The organism is Marinobacter guineae (assembly GCF_002744735.1).
In the GTDB taxonomy this organism is placed as follows: domain Bacteria; phylum Pseudomonadota; class Gammaproteobacteria; order Pseudomonadales; family Oleiphilaceae; genus Marinobacter; species Marinobacter guineae.
Window position 1 is genome coordinate 371,556 of the sequence record NZ_KZ319341.1, and the last position, 13,001, is coordinate 384,556.

The 13,001-nt window shown below is 58.6% G+C and carries 17 protein-coding genes; 6 read left to right on the top strand and 11 right to left on the bottom strand.

Translation table 11 applies throughout. The features are described 5' to 3' along the window. Positions 1-24: 24 nt before the first annotated feature. The 8 genes from CLH62_RS16065 to CLH62_RS16100 all read right to left on the bottom strand — a co-directional run bounded on the left by CLH62_RS16065 (position 25) and on the right by CLH62_RS16100 (position 6,233). Entirely contained in the window at positions 25-369 is a 345-nt protein-coding gene (locus tag CLH62_RS16065) for a YdbL family probable chaperone protein (protein WP_099619195.1), read from the bottom strand. A 29-nt stretch (positions 370-398) separates the two neighbouring features. Next, positions 399-614 carry a YnbE family lipoprotein gene (locus CLH62_RS16070; protein WP_099619196.1) on the bottom strand — a complete coding sequence of 72 codons (216 nt, stop codon included), beginning with the start codon at positions 612-614 and terminating at the stop codon, positions 399-401. Then, a complete protein-coding gene (locus CLH62_RS16075) occupies positions 611-2,128 on the bottom strand; it encodes an intermembrane phospholipid transport YdbH family protein (RefSeq protein ID WP_228152881.1) in 1,518 nt (505 codons plus the stop codon). Before CLH62_RS16075 ends, CLH62_RS16070 begins: the two co-directional genes overlap by 4 nt. Before the next feature lie 23 nt (positions 2,129-2,151). Next, positions 2,152-3,753, bottom strand: coding sequence for a bifunctional GNAT family N-acetyltransferase/carbon-nitrogen hydrolase family protein (locus CLH62_RS16080; protein WP_228152882.1), 1,602 nt, complete (start codon positions 3,751-3,753; stop codon positions 2,152-2,154). 57 nt (positions 3,754-3,810) lie between these two features. Beyond that, positions 3,811-4,353, bottom strand: coding sequence for an RNA 2',3'-cyclic phosphodiesterase (gene thpR / locus CLH62_RS16085; protein WP_099619198.1), 543 nt, complete (start codon positions 4,351-4,353; stop codon positions 3,811-3,813). A 4-nt stretch (positions 4,354-4,357) separates the two neighbouring features. Then, positions 4,358-5,116 (bottom strand): SDR family oxidoreductase, encoded by a 759-nt coding sequence (locus CLH62_RS16090; protein ID WP_099619199.1) that lies wholly within the window; start codon positions 5,114-5,116, stop codon positions 4,358-4,360. Positions 5,117-5,146: 30 nt separating this feature from the next. Next, on the bottom strand, positions 5,147-5,839 hold the full coding sequence (locus CLH62_RS16095) for an SDR family oxidoreductase (protein WP_099619200.1): 693 nt from the start codon (positions 5,837-5,839) through the stop codon (positions 5,147-5,149). Positions 5,840-5,906: 67 nt separating this feature from the next. Then, complete coding sequence (locus CLH62_RS16100; RefSeq protein ID WP_228152883.1) at positions 5,907-6,233, bottom strand: putative signal transducing protein; 327 nt, start codon at positions 6,231-6,233, stop codon at positions 5,907-5,909. A 117-nt stretch (positions 6,234-6,350) separates the two neighbouring features. Here CLH62_RS16100 and CLH62_RS16105 point away from each other — a divergent pair, with 117 nt between their 5' ends. Continuing rightward, complete coding sequence (locus CLH62_RS16105) at positions 6,351-7,427, top strand: alpha/beta hydrolase (RefSeq protein WP_099619202.1); 1,077 nt, start codon at positions 6,351-6,353, stop codon at positions 7,425-7,427. Here the strand turns inward: CLH62_RS16105 and arfB are convergent. Beyond that, entirely contained in the window at positions 7,418-7,831 is a 414-nt protein-coding gene (arfB, locus tag CLH62_RS16110; protein ID WP_099619203.1) for an alternative ribosome rescue aminoacyl-tRNA hydrolase ArfB, read from the bottom strand. The genes CLH62_RS16105 and arfB overlap by 10 nt on opposite strands. Positions 7,832-7,889: 58 nt before the next feature. Between arfB and CLH62_RS16115 the strand changes: the two genes are divergently transcribed. From CLH62_RS16115 to CLH62_RS16125, 3 genes are all read left to right on the top strand, one after another. Beyond that, entirely contained in the window at positions 7,890-8,558 is a 669-nt protein-coding gene (locus CLH62_RS16115; protein WP_099619204.1) for an SOS response-associated peptidase, read from the top strand. Positions 8,559-8,644: 86 nt separating this feature from the next. Continuing rightward, a complete protein-coding gene (locus CLH62_RS16120; RefSeq protein ID WP_099619205.1) occupies positions 8,645-9,214 on the top strand; it encodes a DJ-1/PfpI family protein in 570 nt (189 codons plus the stop codon). Between the two features lie 49 nt (positions 9,215-9,263). Then, complete coding sequence (locus CLH62_RS16125) at positions 9,264-9,644, top strand: ribbon-helix-helix domain-containing protein (RefSeq protein WP_099619206.1); 381 nt, start codon at positions 9,264-9,266, stop codon at positions 9,642-9,644. A gap of 25 nt (positions 9,645-9,669) precedes the next feature. Here the strand turns inward: CLH62_RS16125 and CLH62_RS16130 are convergent, their stop codons facing one another. Next, positions 9,670-10,698, bottom strand: a complete 1,029-nt coding sequence (locus CLH62_RS16130; RefSeq protein WP_099619207.1) for an Acg family FMN-binding oxidoreductase — start codon at positions 10,696-10,698, stop codon at positions 9,670-9,672. A 174-nt stretch (positions 10,699-10,872) separates the two neighbouring features. On the opposite strand from CLH62_RS16130, the gene CLH62_RS16135 reads away from it, so the two are divergent. Further along, positions 10,873-11,376, top strand: coding sequence for a C40 family peptidase (locus CLH62_RS16135; protein WP_099619208.1), 504 nt, complete (start codon positions 10,873-10,875; stop codon positions 11,374-11,376). A gap of 44 nt (positions 11,377-11,420) precedes the next feature. Here the strand turns inward: CLH62_RS16135 and CLH62_RS16140 are convergent, their stop codons facing one another. Continuing rightward, positions 11,421-12,029 carry a LysE/ArgO family amino acid transporter gene (locus tag CLH62_RS16140; protein ID WP_099619209.1) on the bottom strand — a complete coding sequence of 203 codons (609 nt, stop codon included), beginning with the start codon at positions 12,027-12,029 and terminating at the stop codon, positions 11,421-11,423. 88 nt (positions 12,030-12,117) lie between these two features. Between CLH62_RS16140 and CLH62_RS16145 the strand changes: the two genes are divergently transcribed. Beyond that, positions 12,118-12,996, top strand: coding sequence for a LysR family transcriptional regulator ArgP (locus tag CLH62_RS16145; protein WP_099619210.1), 879 nt, complete (start codon positions 12,118-12,120; stop codon positions 12,994-12,996). Positions 12,997-13,001: the final 5 nt, after the last annotated feature.

Consider the following 13,001-nt stretch of genomic DNA (forward strand, 5'->3'; position numbering starts at 1 on the left):
TGGCCTGGCTCTCAGAGCGCCAGGCTACTTTTTCACCCACCTGTCATTAACCTGAATGTATTGGCCATCGGGCGTTTTTTCGATGGCCTTCTTCCCGGCAACGGTTTCGACCTGGGTGACCGGAATGTCGTGCTTCTCGGCAATGCGCTTGTATTCATCCCGGCGGGCACTGTTGATCGCCTCAACCACTTCCCTGGCCTGGCCTTCGGCACGAACCACCTCCAGGTACCCCGTCGGCGTTTCTCCCACCAGCCCTTGGTGCTTGACGGCATCCAGTTTCTGCTTGGCCTCATCCAGCCCCATCGCGAACACCGACAGACTGACACCGAACGCCAGAATCAAGGCACTCATCGGTATGAATCGTTTCATTTTCAACCCCTTAAGCTATCCGGATTCGGTCAGAACAACCCTTTTTCGCTGAAAAGGTCTTCCACGTCCTTATCGACTTTGACGTAGATTTCGTGCTGAATTTTCACGTTCAGATTCACTGTAATCGGCTCTTTGGGTGCCGCCATCTGCACCGTTGGCGTGCAGGCAACCATGGCCAGCGGCAGCGTCAATATCATCAGTGCTCTTGCCAAAAGCAACCCTGTTGGCCGCAACGGTTTTTTCATGGTACTGCCTCCTTGCCGGACTCTTGCAACAGCTTCCGGACCCGTTCTGTAACGGCTTCGTTTACCCTGCCACTTAACTGCAGGCTGGTCAGCAGCGCGGGAATGTCTTCCTCAAGGTTCACGTTAAGCACAACCGGCTGCCCGCCCCTGAGTTCCGGGTTCTTTCCCTCAATGCGAAGATCCAGCGTTAACTTCCCCTTTTCATCGTAGTCTATCGTGCTCGCCAGCACCGAATAGTGAAAGTTTTGCAAGGCTTGAACCACCACATCCATGGCCTGGTTGCCACCAAGCATGGCCTGCAGTTTCTCGGCTGGCAGACGTAACCGACCGCCCGGCGCCTCCGCTGAAATGCGACCTTGCGCCACCTGAACACCATCACTACTGAAGCCAATGGGAATACGACCACTGAGCAGACCACTGCCCTCAAGCCCCTCCGCAGGATAGACTTCCATCAGTCTGTCCAGAGAGATATCCTGCACCTCCACGGGTATCCCGCCAGAACTGCCTTCCAGATCATAGACGCCCGGCGGTATTCTCAGTGCCCCCTCAAGGAATTGGGCCCTCGCCTGCTGCACCTCCAGCTGGCCTTCCAGCATATTGGCAATTGGCCCAGTGTAGTCGCCGGTAAAGCGAATGGAGTTCACCGGAATACCAGGATTCACCTGCTCAACGGTCAGATCCCGGAACCCGGCGATCAACCGGTCATCTTCCAGAGAGACAAGAACCCGCCCGCTCAGTCCGGAGAAAGCGGTTCGATTGAACACGCCAGTAACATTCTCGAGGTTGGAGCTGCCGCTTGCTTCCAGCTCACCATCCGGGCCCAGGCGAACCTCTGCCGACACCCCTGCACTGCCTGAATCCACGGTCAGCAGCTCGGGCCATCCAGTAAAGGTTTCGGCCAGGGTGCGAATGCCTGCTTGCCCCTCAATCGTGGAGTTGACCGAAACCGCGACCGCGCCATCCGGGTTCAGCTGAACATCAAGGCCGGCCTCGAGCCCGGCGGCGGAGACCAGCGAACCCCGAACTCGGAGATCAGCCAGGCGGCCCTGCACCCTGCCCTGGAACACCCACGCCTGCGGCACCAGGCGTGGGTGTTCAATCCGGGATGCCTCGATCTGCACCTCGCCTTCCATCGCGATCCGCTCGGCCCAGGTACCTGATGCGCCATAATCGAGTGTAAGCGTTACATTACTGAGATTGGTGCGGAGATTCTGTAGCAGCAGAGGCTGTTCCGAATCGGTGTACGCCAGTCGTTCGGTAAATACCGTGGAGGTGGGATTGAACCGGATGACCGCCGACTCACCACTGGCGGTGACCGAAGACATGACATCGGCCTTGCTCCCCGTCACTTCCCAGCCACCAGTGTTGATATCCGGCAACGCCATGCCGATCTTTCCCTGCTCGACCACCAGCGACCAGCCTGTGGCAACGGCTGGCCAGGCCAATACAATCGAGCCAACCAGAAGGACCCGCCGGATCGTGCGGCTTGGCTTTCCATATCCTTCAAGGTGCAAAACGAGGCTCCTGTCGACTCGGGCTACTCACCACGCCAGGTCACGCTGTAAAGGTCGTGACGACGATCCTGAAGGTTTTTCACGGTGCCACTGTTACGGGCCGTGATCAGCACCTCCGGCCGGAGGTCGGCAAAGGCGACGGTTTCAACATTGGGTTCGGTGTCTGCGGCAATACCATCCCGGGCAAACGGAAAATCACAAGGCGTGAGTATGCAGCTCTGGCCATACTGGATTTCCATGTTCGGCACCTTGGGCAGGTTGCCCACATTACCGGACATCACCACGTAAACCTGGTTTTCCACCGCCCTGGCCTGACAGCAGTAACGCACCCTCAGATAGCTCTGGCGTTCGTCGGTACAGAAGGGCACGAAGATAATATGAACCCCCTGGTCCACCAGATGACGGGTCAGTTCCGGGAACTCCGCGTCATAACAGATAAGCACCCCGATGGTGCCGCAGTCGGTTTCAATGGCGCTAACCCGATTACCGCCCTGCACGTTCCACCAGAAAGCTTCGTTCGGGGTCGGGTGAATCTTGGGCTGGGTGAAAACCTGGCCATCCCTGAGGAACACATGGGCCATGTTCCGAATGGTGCCATCCTCTTCACGCACCGGAGTGGAGCCGGCCACAATGTTGATGTTGTATCGAAGGGCCAGATCCCGCATCAGTTCCCGGTAGCGCTCGGCGTAATGGGTGACCGCCGCGAAGGTTTCCGCCGGGCTGCCTTTGCGGGCCTCAATTGATAACAACTGGAGAGTAAACAGTTCCGGAAACACCACAAAATCACCCTTGTAGGTGGACACAACATCCACAAAATAACGGACAATTTCGCTGAATTCATCAAAGGATCCCACCGGTCGCTGCTGATACTGAACCGTGCCAATACGCACAGTATCCCGCATTCGGTGGCCATAACGTTTGCGGCGCTCGCTGTTTTCGATCTGAGGGACTTTCGGGTTGCGCCAGACCAGGTGAATGCCGTAACCCATGGAATCATGATCGGCGTCGAGATAATGGGGAATGATGCCGTGCACCTCGAAACCCTGATGAAGCTGGAAGGACAGCACCGGATCCTTCTGTTCCTTGCCCTTGATGGCCTCAACGTAGGCTTCAACACTGCCAAACTTTTTCAGGCGCTGGCGCAGGCTTGGCAGGCGCCCGGCAAATACCACCCCCTGCAGATTCAGGGCCTGGCACAGTTGCTTGCGCTCGTTGTACAGCCGCTCTCCGATGCGATAACCACGGCATTCCGGGTCAACACAGACTTCCATGCCGTACAGCCAGTCACCCTCCGGATCATGCCGTGAGGCGTAACCATTGCCGGTGATGGAGGTCCAGTCGTGGGCAGCCAGAGCCACTTCTTCAGCAATACGGAAGGTCGCGCAGTATCCCACCACGGTATCGCCCAGCATGGCGACAAACTGGCCGTCCGGGAAGGTATTGATCTGACCGGTCAGCGGCCCCTTGGTATAACCATACATGCCGGTGCCTTCGTAGACACGGCGACTAAGCTGGATGATGCCGGGAATATCCGCCAGAGTGGCATTGCGGACATACAGGCGCTGATCCGGGTCGGAAAACGGCGGACACATAGACACCTCGAAAAGGCGTTGATTTGCCTTCATCTTTGGTGGCCAAGCGGGTTTTCGTCAAGGGAAATCAGTTAATCACTGAGCGACAGATTAATCACTGAGTGACAGACGGTAGCGTTCAATCACCGTGTACACAGAATTGCCGGTGTCCTGTTTGCTTTCAAACAGCACAAACTCATTCACTGGAAACCGCCCAAACGTTGTTTCGCCATGCCCGGCCAGTAAGCTCTCGACCGAACCGGACTGGCGCCTGAACCTGGCCAGCGTAATGTGGGGACGAAATGCCCGACTTTCCGTTGCCAGTCCAAGGCTCTCCATTCGGTCTTTGAGCGCGTCGTTGAGACCGGCAACGGGCGCCGCTGGCTGGACGCCCACCCAGAGGTTACGGGGACTGCGAGGCTGACCGAAACAGCCCAGACCGACGACATCCAGCTCAAAAGCCTCCATCGGAATCTCCCGTGCAGCGTTGCACACCGCCGCTTGCCGCTCTTCTTCCACGCGCCCAAGAAACAACAGGGTGATGTGCATCTGCTCAGCGCTTTGCCATTTGGCACCTGAGACTTCCGTCCTCACTTTCAGCAAGCGGTCTTTGATCTCAGCCGGAATCTCCAGCCCGAAGAAAAGCCGGGGCATGCCTTTATTCCTCGTAGATCATCTTGCGCACCATGCCTCCGTCTGCCACAAAATTCTGACCGGTGATAAACGAGGCTTCGGGTGAAATCAGGTAGGCCGCCAGCGACGCGATATCTCCAGGCTGCCCCACCCGGCCTGCAGGATGCTGCTGATGGTCCCGGTCGGACAGTGGTGCGACCTCTTCTGAGCCGCCCTGCCAGGCCCGGGTATCTATCCAGCCGGGGCTGATGCAGTTGACACGGATATCCGGCCCAAGACTCACAGCCAGCGCGTGGGTCAAGGCCACAATGCCACCCTTGGTGGCGGCATAGGCTTCGGTGTCAGGCTCCGACTGAAGTGCACGGGTGGAGGCCATATTGACAATGGCGCCCTTCGTTTTCCGGAGATGTGGCACTGCGTGCTTGGTCACCAGAAATGGCCCGGTCAGATTGACGTCGAGGCGCCGCTGCCACTGCTGCAGGCTCAGTTCCTCAACCGGACCCGTCTCGGGATTGGCGATAGCTGCATTGTTGATCACCGCATCCAGGCGCCCTGCCCACGCTGCAGTGTCTCGGACAATTCGTTCAACATCGGCTTCGGACGCCACATCGCCGGGCAGGAAACGAAGTTCGTGCCCGCCACTGGAAGCCAGTTGCTGTCCGATCTCTTCGTCGGTGTCACAGAACGCCACTTTCCAGCCTGCGGCGGCCAGGTTAAGCACAATGCCCCGCCCGATGCCTCTGGCACCGCCGGTAACCAGGGCAACCCGTTCCGATTGATTCAAAATGACCTCCGTTTTACCCAATGACTGAATTTACTCAACCAGGGGGGTTGGCCGCACCAGAATTTCATTCACATCAACATGGGCCGGTTGCGCCACGGCGTACATCACCGCGTTGGCAATGTCCTCCGGCTTGAGGGCGTGAGCCGGTGGCTCGTCAAAGAATGGTGTATCCACCATGCCGGGCTCTATGAGCGTGACCCGGATGCCAGAGCCACGAAGTTCCTCACGAACACCGTAACCGATGGCGGAAACCGCCCATTTGGTGGCACTGTACATGGAACCGGGAATCGTGACACGGCCGGCTGCCGAGCCGGTCAGCAGCAGGTGGCCCTTGCTTTTCCGCAGCGCGGGCAGGCAGTGTTGAAGTGTCAGGCCAACACCGTAAATGTTGGTCAGGATCATGTCCTTCCACACGTCCGGGTCGGCTTCACTGAATCCACCGGGCTCGCCGCCGCGGCCAGCGTTAGCAAATACGGCGTCAATGCGGCCAAAGGTCTTCAGGGCCTGATCGACCATGTTTTTCTGATCATCGCCGCGCTGGACGTCACACTGAACCGTCAGCACTTGCGCCTCGCCACCCAGTTCCTGCTGCAGGCCTTTCAGTTTGTCTTCGGAGCGGGCCGCCAACACCAGACGGTATCCCTGTTTCGCCGCCGCACGGGCCGTTTCTGCACCAATGCCCGATGAGGCGCCGGTGATCAGCATTACAGGTTGATCTGCCATAGCTTTGTTCTCCTGTGGTTTCGATAGTTCGGGGAGGGCCTACGCCGGCAGGCGCCAGCCCGATCATTCAGTAGATTTGAAACAACAGCAGGCCGACAATGGCCAGGGCCAGCAGAAACCAGCGGGCGTAGTGATCAGGGCGGTCGTCATCCTCATCCGTCACGCGGCTGGAACTGCCGTCAGCGCTGGCCTCATACTCGATTACCAGCTGGCGCGCCTGGTACAGATCGTCGTCGTCAACGTGAACATTGCTGAAACCGGCAGCGCCGATCTCGCCCATGGCGCCCTGCAGGTAATGCCCGCCCACAAAGGCCTCAATGCCGTTGGCTTCCAGCAAGCCAGCGACAATGTGTGCCTCGGTAATGTCTCGCGCCCGATAGGCAATTTGCAACACGCGACTCCTTCTGTGACTGTTCCGGGCAGAACCGGAACAAATCTGCGAGTATTATTCAGAGGCTCTCTAAAGCATAGTTCGCCCCGCCTGGTGGGGCCAATAACATATGGACGGCTCATGCTCTGGATTATTCTTGCCATCATTGTGCTTATTATTGCCGCAACACTGCTGCTGTTCCGCCTTGAGGATCTGTCCCATCTTGACCAGGACGAATATCCCGTCCGGGAGGGCAAACCCAGCGATGCGAACCGGGAGGTTCTGGGGCGCATTCGCGAGCTGGGGCAATCATCAAAAGGTCTGCGCGGCAAGGCGCGGCTGATGGCCCTGCGAAAACACATGGACGGACTCAGTGAGGGGATCGAGCTGGCGTCCGAATTCCGCCACTGCGAATCGCCCCGCGGTGAATGGGTCCTTGCCCCGGACTGCGATACCCGTCGCCGCGTTCTGTACATCCATGGCGGAGCCTGGGCCGCGGGCAGTCCCCGAAGCCACCGGGCAATTACCGACCGGTTGTCACAGGTAACCAGGGCTGCGGTGTTTGCCGTGGACTACCGGCTAATGCCCGAAAACCGGTTTATGGACGGTGTCCGGGACTGCCGGGATGCCTACACCTGGCTTCTGAAACACGGTCCCGAGGGCACCGAACCTGCCGATTTCATGGTAGTCGCCGGAGACTCCGCCGGCGGCAGCCATACTCTCAGTTTGATTGCCTGGATACGGGATACGGGGCTACGCCAGGCGGATGCTGCGATCGCGTTCTCGCCTTCAACAGACCTGACTCTGACTGCCCCGAGTAATCGCGCCAATATTGGTACCGACCCTCTTCTCGGACCAGCGTTTGGCGGATTATCGAAAATCCCCCTGCCGGTAATCTGGTGGGCGACCCTGGCGGCTTTCCGGGTCTCTCCCACCAGCCCTGTGGCGTCACCCCTGAGGGGCGACCTGCGGAATCTGCCGCCAACCCTCATTCAGGCCAGCGATACAGAAATGCTACTGGATAACGCCCGGCGGTACGCCTCCCGGGCAAAGGCTGCGGGCTCCCCGGTAACCTTTCGCACCTGGCCCGGGATGGTGCACGTATGGCAGATCTTTGTACCTCTGCTTCCGGAGGCGGAAGAGGCCTTCGAGGATATAAGACTGTTTCTGGAGCAGGTTGAATCAGAGGGCAAGACGCAGCAGGCAGCTCAAACCTGAACCTTGCCGCGAAGCGCCTTGGTTTTGCCCTTCTTGGTTTTCTTGTCGACACGTTTGCGCTGGGAGGAGCGAGTCGGTTTGGTGGGCCGCCGGGCTTTTCGGGGTTTCACCGCTTCCTGGATCAGTTCTTTCAGGCGCTCAAGGGCGTCCTCCTTGTTCAGTTCCAGGGTCCGAAAGGATTGCGCCTTGATGATCAGCACTCCCTCCTTGCTGATTCGCTGGTCATTGAGCGACATCAGCCGTTCCTTGTAGAACGGTGGCAAGGTGGAGTGAGGAATATCAAAGCGCAGGTGCACGGCGGAAGCCACTTTATTGACATTCTGGCCACCGGCGCCCTGGGCACGGATCTGGGTAATTTCGATTTCCCAGTCAGCAAGTTCAACAGCGTTGGATAGTTTCAGCATCTGCTAAGGTTAACAAATCCCGGACAACCGGGCTTCGAAAACGGGGTAATCAACCATCATGTGCGGACGATTCACTTTCTACACGCCACCCGACACCCTGATCCTCGAGTTCTTTCCGGAAGGCATGGAAGTGGATGGCCAGTTTGACCCCAGCTACAACATTCCCCCGGGCATCGGCATTCCCATGATCCGGATGAGCATGAACGGCACCCTGATCATGGCCCACTCCCACTGGGGGTTCCGCCCGGTCTGGGCCGGCGACAAGGCGCCTGCTCCAATTAATGCCAGGGCGGAAAGTGTGGCTACCTCAAAATACTTCCGGGAGGCGTTCGCCCACCACCGGTGCCTGATTCCGGCCAATGGCTGGTACGAGTGGACGCAAACAGAGCATGGCAAAGAGCCTCACTACGTGACGCCGGCCGATTCTCAAAAGTACCCCGCGATTTTCTTTGCCGGCCTGTGGACACCCAGAGAGGGAGATGAAACCACCGCCTGCGCCATCATCACAGAGCCTGCCAGCGAACACCTGAAGCACATCCATGACCGCCAGCCGGTGGTTCTTGACCCGACCTGCCTCAGGGACTGGCTAAACCCGGAAATCACCGATCGGAAGCAGGTGCGGACAGTTACCCGTCGCCTGACTGCCGACCAACTGAAAGCGGTGACCGTCTCTGCCGAAGTCAATAACCCGAAGCACAACACCCCGGACCTGATACGCGAGTTGTGAAACCTGTAGTAGTCCGTTAATACCTGCTACGCCATCGCCGCTGCTACTGTTTTCTTACCTGGCATGACAATCACAAGGAGACAGCCATGAGCGGAAAGAAGATTCTGATGATTACCGGTGATTTCACCGAAGACTACGAAACCATGGTGCCGTTCCAGGCACTTCAGGCCGTTGGCCATACGGTTCATGCGATCTGCCCGGACAAGAAAGCGGGTGACACTGTCGCCACCGCCATCCATGACTTTGAAGGTGACCAGACCTACACCGAAAAACCCGGACACCGGTTTGCCCTGAATGCGGATTTCGAGGGCCTGGACCCAGCGGATTATGATGCCCTGGTGATTCCCGGTGGCCGTGCTCCGGAATACCTGCGCCTGAACAAGGACGTGCTGAACCTCGTTCGCCACTTCTTCGAAACCGACAAGCCGGTCGCGGCAATCTGCCATGGTGCCCAGTTGCTGGCGGCGGCGGGAGTGCTTGAGGGCCGCAAATGCTCTGCCTATCCGGCCTGTCAGCCGGAAGTGGAACTGGCGGGGGGCACCTTTGCCGGAATCGAGGTTGATCAGGCCGTAACCGATGCTAATCTGGTAACTGCACCTGCCTGGCCCGCCCACCCGGACTGGCTGGCGCAATTCTTCAAGTTGCTGGATAAATAATGACGCGGGGCCGGCATGCCAGCCCCTCGTTAACCACAGGGAGACCGCCATGTGCAAGCTCTTTATCAATGCCGATCCGGAGCTATGGGTCAGCAAGACTCACTCCCTGCGTATTGACGGCATGGTCACCAGCGTGCGCATGGAAAACGCCTTCTGGCATGTACTGGCGGAGCTGGCGGAAAGGGACGGCATGAACCTGCCCCAGATGATCACCCGGCTTTATCACGAGTCCATTGATGCGGGCCACGACCTCGGAAACTTCACTTCGTTCCTGCGGGTATGCGCCCTTCGCTATCTGGAGCTCCAGTTAAGTGGCGACGTTCCGAGGGATACCCGGGTGCCCATCGCTTCCCTCGATGCAGACCGCATTCTTAGCGGCAGGCGAAACGAACCCGTTCCGCCGAAAGTGGTGAATAAATCCACACACTGATCGGCAACGACTTCTCCCATGACTGCTAATTCCGGCCATAGTGCTTTGCTGTGATCTCTCCCGAATCCTGGGTTTCAACAACTTCCTGCAGATTGCGTCTCGGCGCAGCTGGCAGGTCTGTAGCCGGGTAACCGAGCCTGAGCAGGATCTGCGGAAAACCTGATCTACCCAGAAGATGCTGAAGTTTCGGGCGAAGTACCGCCACCTGGATTGGCTGGTTCAGGTAGGAGGCCTGCAGCCCCTGGCCCAGGGAGGTGAGTAGCACCCGCTCCAGTGCCTGCCCCGCTTTCAGCCAGTCTTCGTCGCCGTCTCCGGAAGTTCCCAGCGCTGCAATAACCGGGGATTCATCCGCCAGTTGCCGGTCCTTGGCACCGACACCGTTACCCATATCGAAGGTGCGCACGACCAACTGTGCCACCGGGGCAACCAAGCCCGGTACTGTCAGGCCATCGCCTTTGCGGCGTGGATGCATCCAGGCTGCCAGCTCCCGCCGCCAGCTGGGATTGGACCACTGGGCAGCATCGCCTTCGGCCACCAGTTCAGCCACCTGGTGGCGGACCTGCTCAGATTCCAGAACATGGAACCAGGCCCCTTCGGCCAGTGCCGCTTTGGCCAGTGTGTCCAGCACACCGGTTGGCACCTGTTTTGGCTCGAAACGCTTGCGGTAGGTGCGTCGTCTGGTGATTGCCCGGAACAGCGCAGTTTCCCGATGTTCTATTCCAACTGTCTGAGAAAAGGGTTCAAACGAAACCGTGGCGAGCAGATCCTCATCTTCCGGATCCGGCAGCAGGGCGCAATTTGCGGTAAACCCCACGTGGGCGGCAGCAATCCGGAGATTGAGCAGGGCACAACCGCAACTGATGGTGAGCTCCCTGTCGTCCGGATCGTTCACCGGCAACGCCCGTAACCGGTCCGCGAACAGTGAAACGCCACTCCTGCTGATTTCAAAGCGCCAGGGCTGGGTGTTGTGGCTGGAAGGGGCCAGAACGGCACTTTCCAGAATGGCTGCAAGGGTATCTGGTGATATTGAATTCGGGCGGTATCCTTCGCTCATAAGCGACTCTCCTCGTTGGTCTGAACCCAGACTATTCCCGCCTGTCGGAAAAAGATAGCCAACGACTGCCGGGACTCCAAGGCCTCCGCCAACAAAATCGCACGAACCGTAACCTGACATAGTCGGGTTCGGATAATACAGTGGCAACAGGGGACACTCGCTCAGGGCGGCAACATGGTTAATTCATTCCGACATGTCATTTTTCTGGCCTGCATCACGGTAGCACTCGGTGGCTGTGCCAGCAGCGGGAGTATGCAACCGGATCAGTCGGCTCAACCACGGCAATTGCCACCCGCAGCCATAGAGGAATCAGGCAAAGCACAGAAGCTCTGGCAGGTATTCGAGCGTTACCGGGGCGCGCCCTATGAGTATGGCGGCACCTCTTCTGACGGCTTTGATTGCTCCGGATTCATTCTCACGGCCTATCAGGAAGGCCTCGGCAAACAACTGCCCCGAACCACCTCGCAGATGTTGGCCAGTGGTGACGTAGTTCATCCCGGCGAAATCCAACCCGGTGATGTGGTGTTTTTCCGCATCGGCGGCAAGGAACAGCACGCCGGCATCTACATGGGTGGAGACCGGTTCATCCACGCCTCCACCTCAACCGGGGTTTCCCAATCCTCGATCAGCGGTTATTACTGGAAGGGCCGCCTCACTCAGGCCCGACGTTTTGACTAATCCAGACTGACCTGAACGGGGCTCGCTTTCGGAAAATCCCAATCCTATAGCGCACCACCGACGGCAAGATGCAGCGCGATACCAGCCATCATCAGGCCTATCACGCCATCAATGATCCGCCAGGCTACGGGGCGCGAAAGCACTGGTGCCAGCGCCGACCCACTCCAGGCAAGCAGCCCGAACCAGAGGATGGAGGCACTGCTGGCGCCGGCAACAAAAGTGGTTGCATCCTGCTGCTGGGCACCCACCGCCGGAATCAACAGCAAGGTGTCGAGATAGACCTGAGGATTCAGCAACGTGACCGCCAGGGTGGTAAATACTACCGCTTTCAGGCTGCGCTTGGTTACCTCCCCGGTTTCAAGCGCCACCCTGCCCCGGCCGGCACGGACAAATGCCTGGACGGCCAGCCAGCCAAGGAACGCCACGCCCAACCAGCGCAGGATCTCCAACGCCTCAGGCATCGCCATCAGCGCCGCACTGATACCGAACATGCCCAGAGTAAACAGCGTGACATCCGCCACCATGCACAGCCCGGCCGACCACCAATGGTGTTCCCGGCGGATTGCCTGGCTCAACACATAGGCATTCTGGGCCCCGATGGCAACGATGATGCCGCCGCACACAATCAATCCTGTCAGGTAACTTTCCAGCACGTTCGACTCTCCTCACTCAATAGCGCAAGGTTACCGGTTTACCTTTATACTGGAAATTCATACTCATAATGCTGCATCAGTTTTTCTTATGATTGATTATAAGCTTCTGGAGGCCCTGGCCACCGTCATTGAAAGTGGTGGCTTTGAACGCGCTGGCCTGGCTCTGGGGCTCAGCCAGTCTGCGGTTTCGCAACGGATCCGTACTCTGGAGATTCGCCTTGGGCAACCAGTGCTGGTGCGCAGTCCGGTCCTTAAAGCCACCCCGGCCGGGCAGCGGCTACTCAACCATGTTCAGCAGGTACAACTCCTGGAAAGGGATCTTTCGAAATCCATCCCGGCGCTGTCCGAGCCTGCCGCGCGGCTGCGTATTGCCCTGAATGCGGACAGCCTGGCAACTTGGTGGTCAGCCGCCGTGGGCAATTTCTGCGCCGATGAAGCCCTGCTGCTTGATCTGGTGATCGAGGATCAGGACATTGGCTTGCGTCGAATGCGCGAAGGGGACGTTGCCGCCTGCCTTTGCAGCAGTCCCCAGCCTGTGGCAGGTGCCCGCTGTGTCCCGGTCGGCACCATGACCTACCTGCCTCTGGCAACTCCGGATTATGTCCGAAGGTATTTTGGCGGAGGTTTCAGCGAACACACTCTGCAGCACGCTCCAGCAATAGTCTTCGGGCCTAACGACCAGTTGCAGCACCGGTTTCTGGCCCAATGCGGTTACCATGGCACCTTCCCCCATCACCTATGCCCTTCCTCGGAAGGTTTTGTGAAACTGGCACTGGCCGGTATGGGTTACGGCATGATTCCGGAGATGCAGGCCCGCCCGGAAATTGCGGCCGGCCGCCTGATCAGCATCGCTCCGGGGCAGACGCTGGAAGTGCGGCTATACTGGCACTTCTGGCGCCACGGTGGCGGGGTTATGGACCGTTTGACACAGGCTCTGCAAACGGCTGAAACTTTCGACTCCCGCTGACCCGC

Coding starts and splice junctions, on each gene's coding strand:
- CLH62_RS16120 (WP_099619205.1), top strand. CDS start 8,645: ATGAGCGGAAAGAAGATTCTGATGATTACCGGTGATTTCACCGAAGAC.
- CLH62_RS16070 (WP_099619196.1), bottom strand. CDS start 614: ATGAAAAAACCGTTGCGGCCAACAGGGTTGCTTTTGGCAAGAGCACTG.
- CLH62_RS16065 (WP_099619195.1), bottom strand. CDS start 369: ATGAAACGATTCATACCGATGAGTGCCTTGATTCTGGCGTTCGGTGTC.
- CLH62_RS16145 (WP_099619210.1), top strand. CDS start 12,118: ATGATTGATTATAAGCTTCTGGAGGCCCTGGCCACCGTCATTGAAAGT.
- thpR (WP_099619198.1), bottom strand. CDS start 4,353: ATGCCCCGGCTTTTCTTCGGGCTGGAGATTCCGGCTGAGATCAAAGAC.
- CLH62_RS16095 (WP_099619200.1), bottom strand. CDS start 5,839: ATGGCAGATCAACCTGTAATGCTGATCACCGGCGCCTCATCGGGCATT.
- CLH62_RS16135 (WP_099619208.1), top strand. CDS start 10,873: ATGGTTAATTCATTCCGACATGTCATTTTTCTGGCCTGCATCACGGTA.
- CLH62_RS16115 (WP_099619204.1), top strand. CDS start 7,890: ATGTGCGGACGATTCACTTTCTACACGCCACCCGACACCCTGATCCTC.
- CLH62_RS16130 (WP_099619207.1), bottom strand. CDS start 10,698: ATGAGCGAAGGATACCGCCCGAATTCAATATCACCAGATACCCTTGCA.
- CLH62_RS16080 (WP_228152882.1), bottom strand. CDS start 3,753: ATGAAGGCAAATCAACGCCTTTTCGAGGTGTCTATGTGTCCGCCGTTT.
- arfB (WP_099619203.1), bottom strand. CDS start 7,831: ATGCTGAAACTATCCAACGCTGTTGAACTTGCTGACTGGGAAATCGAA.
- CLH62_RS16105 (WP_099619202.1), top strand. CDS start 6,351: ATGCTCTGGATTATTCTTGCCATCATTGTGCTTATTATTGCCGCAACA.
- CLH62_RS16125 (WP_099619206.1), top strand. CDS start 9,264: ATGTGCAAGCTCTTTATCAATGCCGATCCGGAGCTATGGGTCAGCAAG.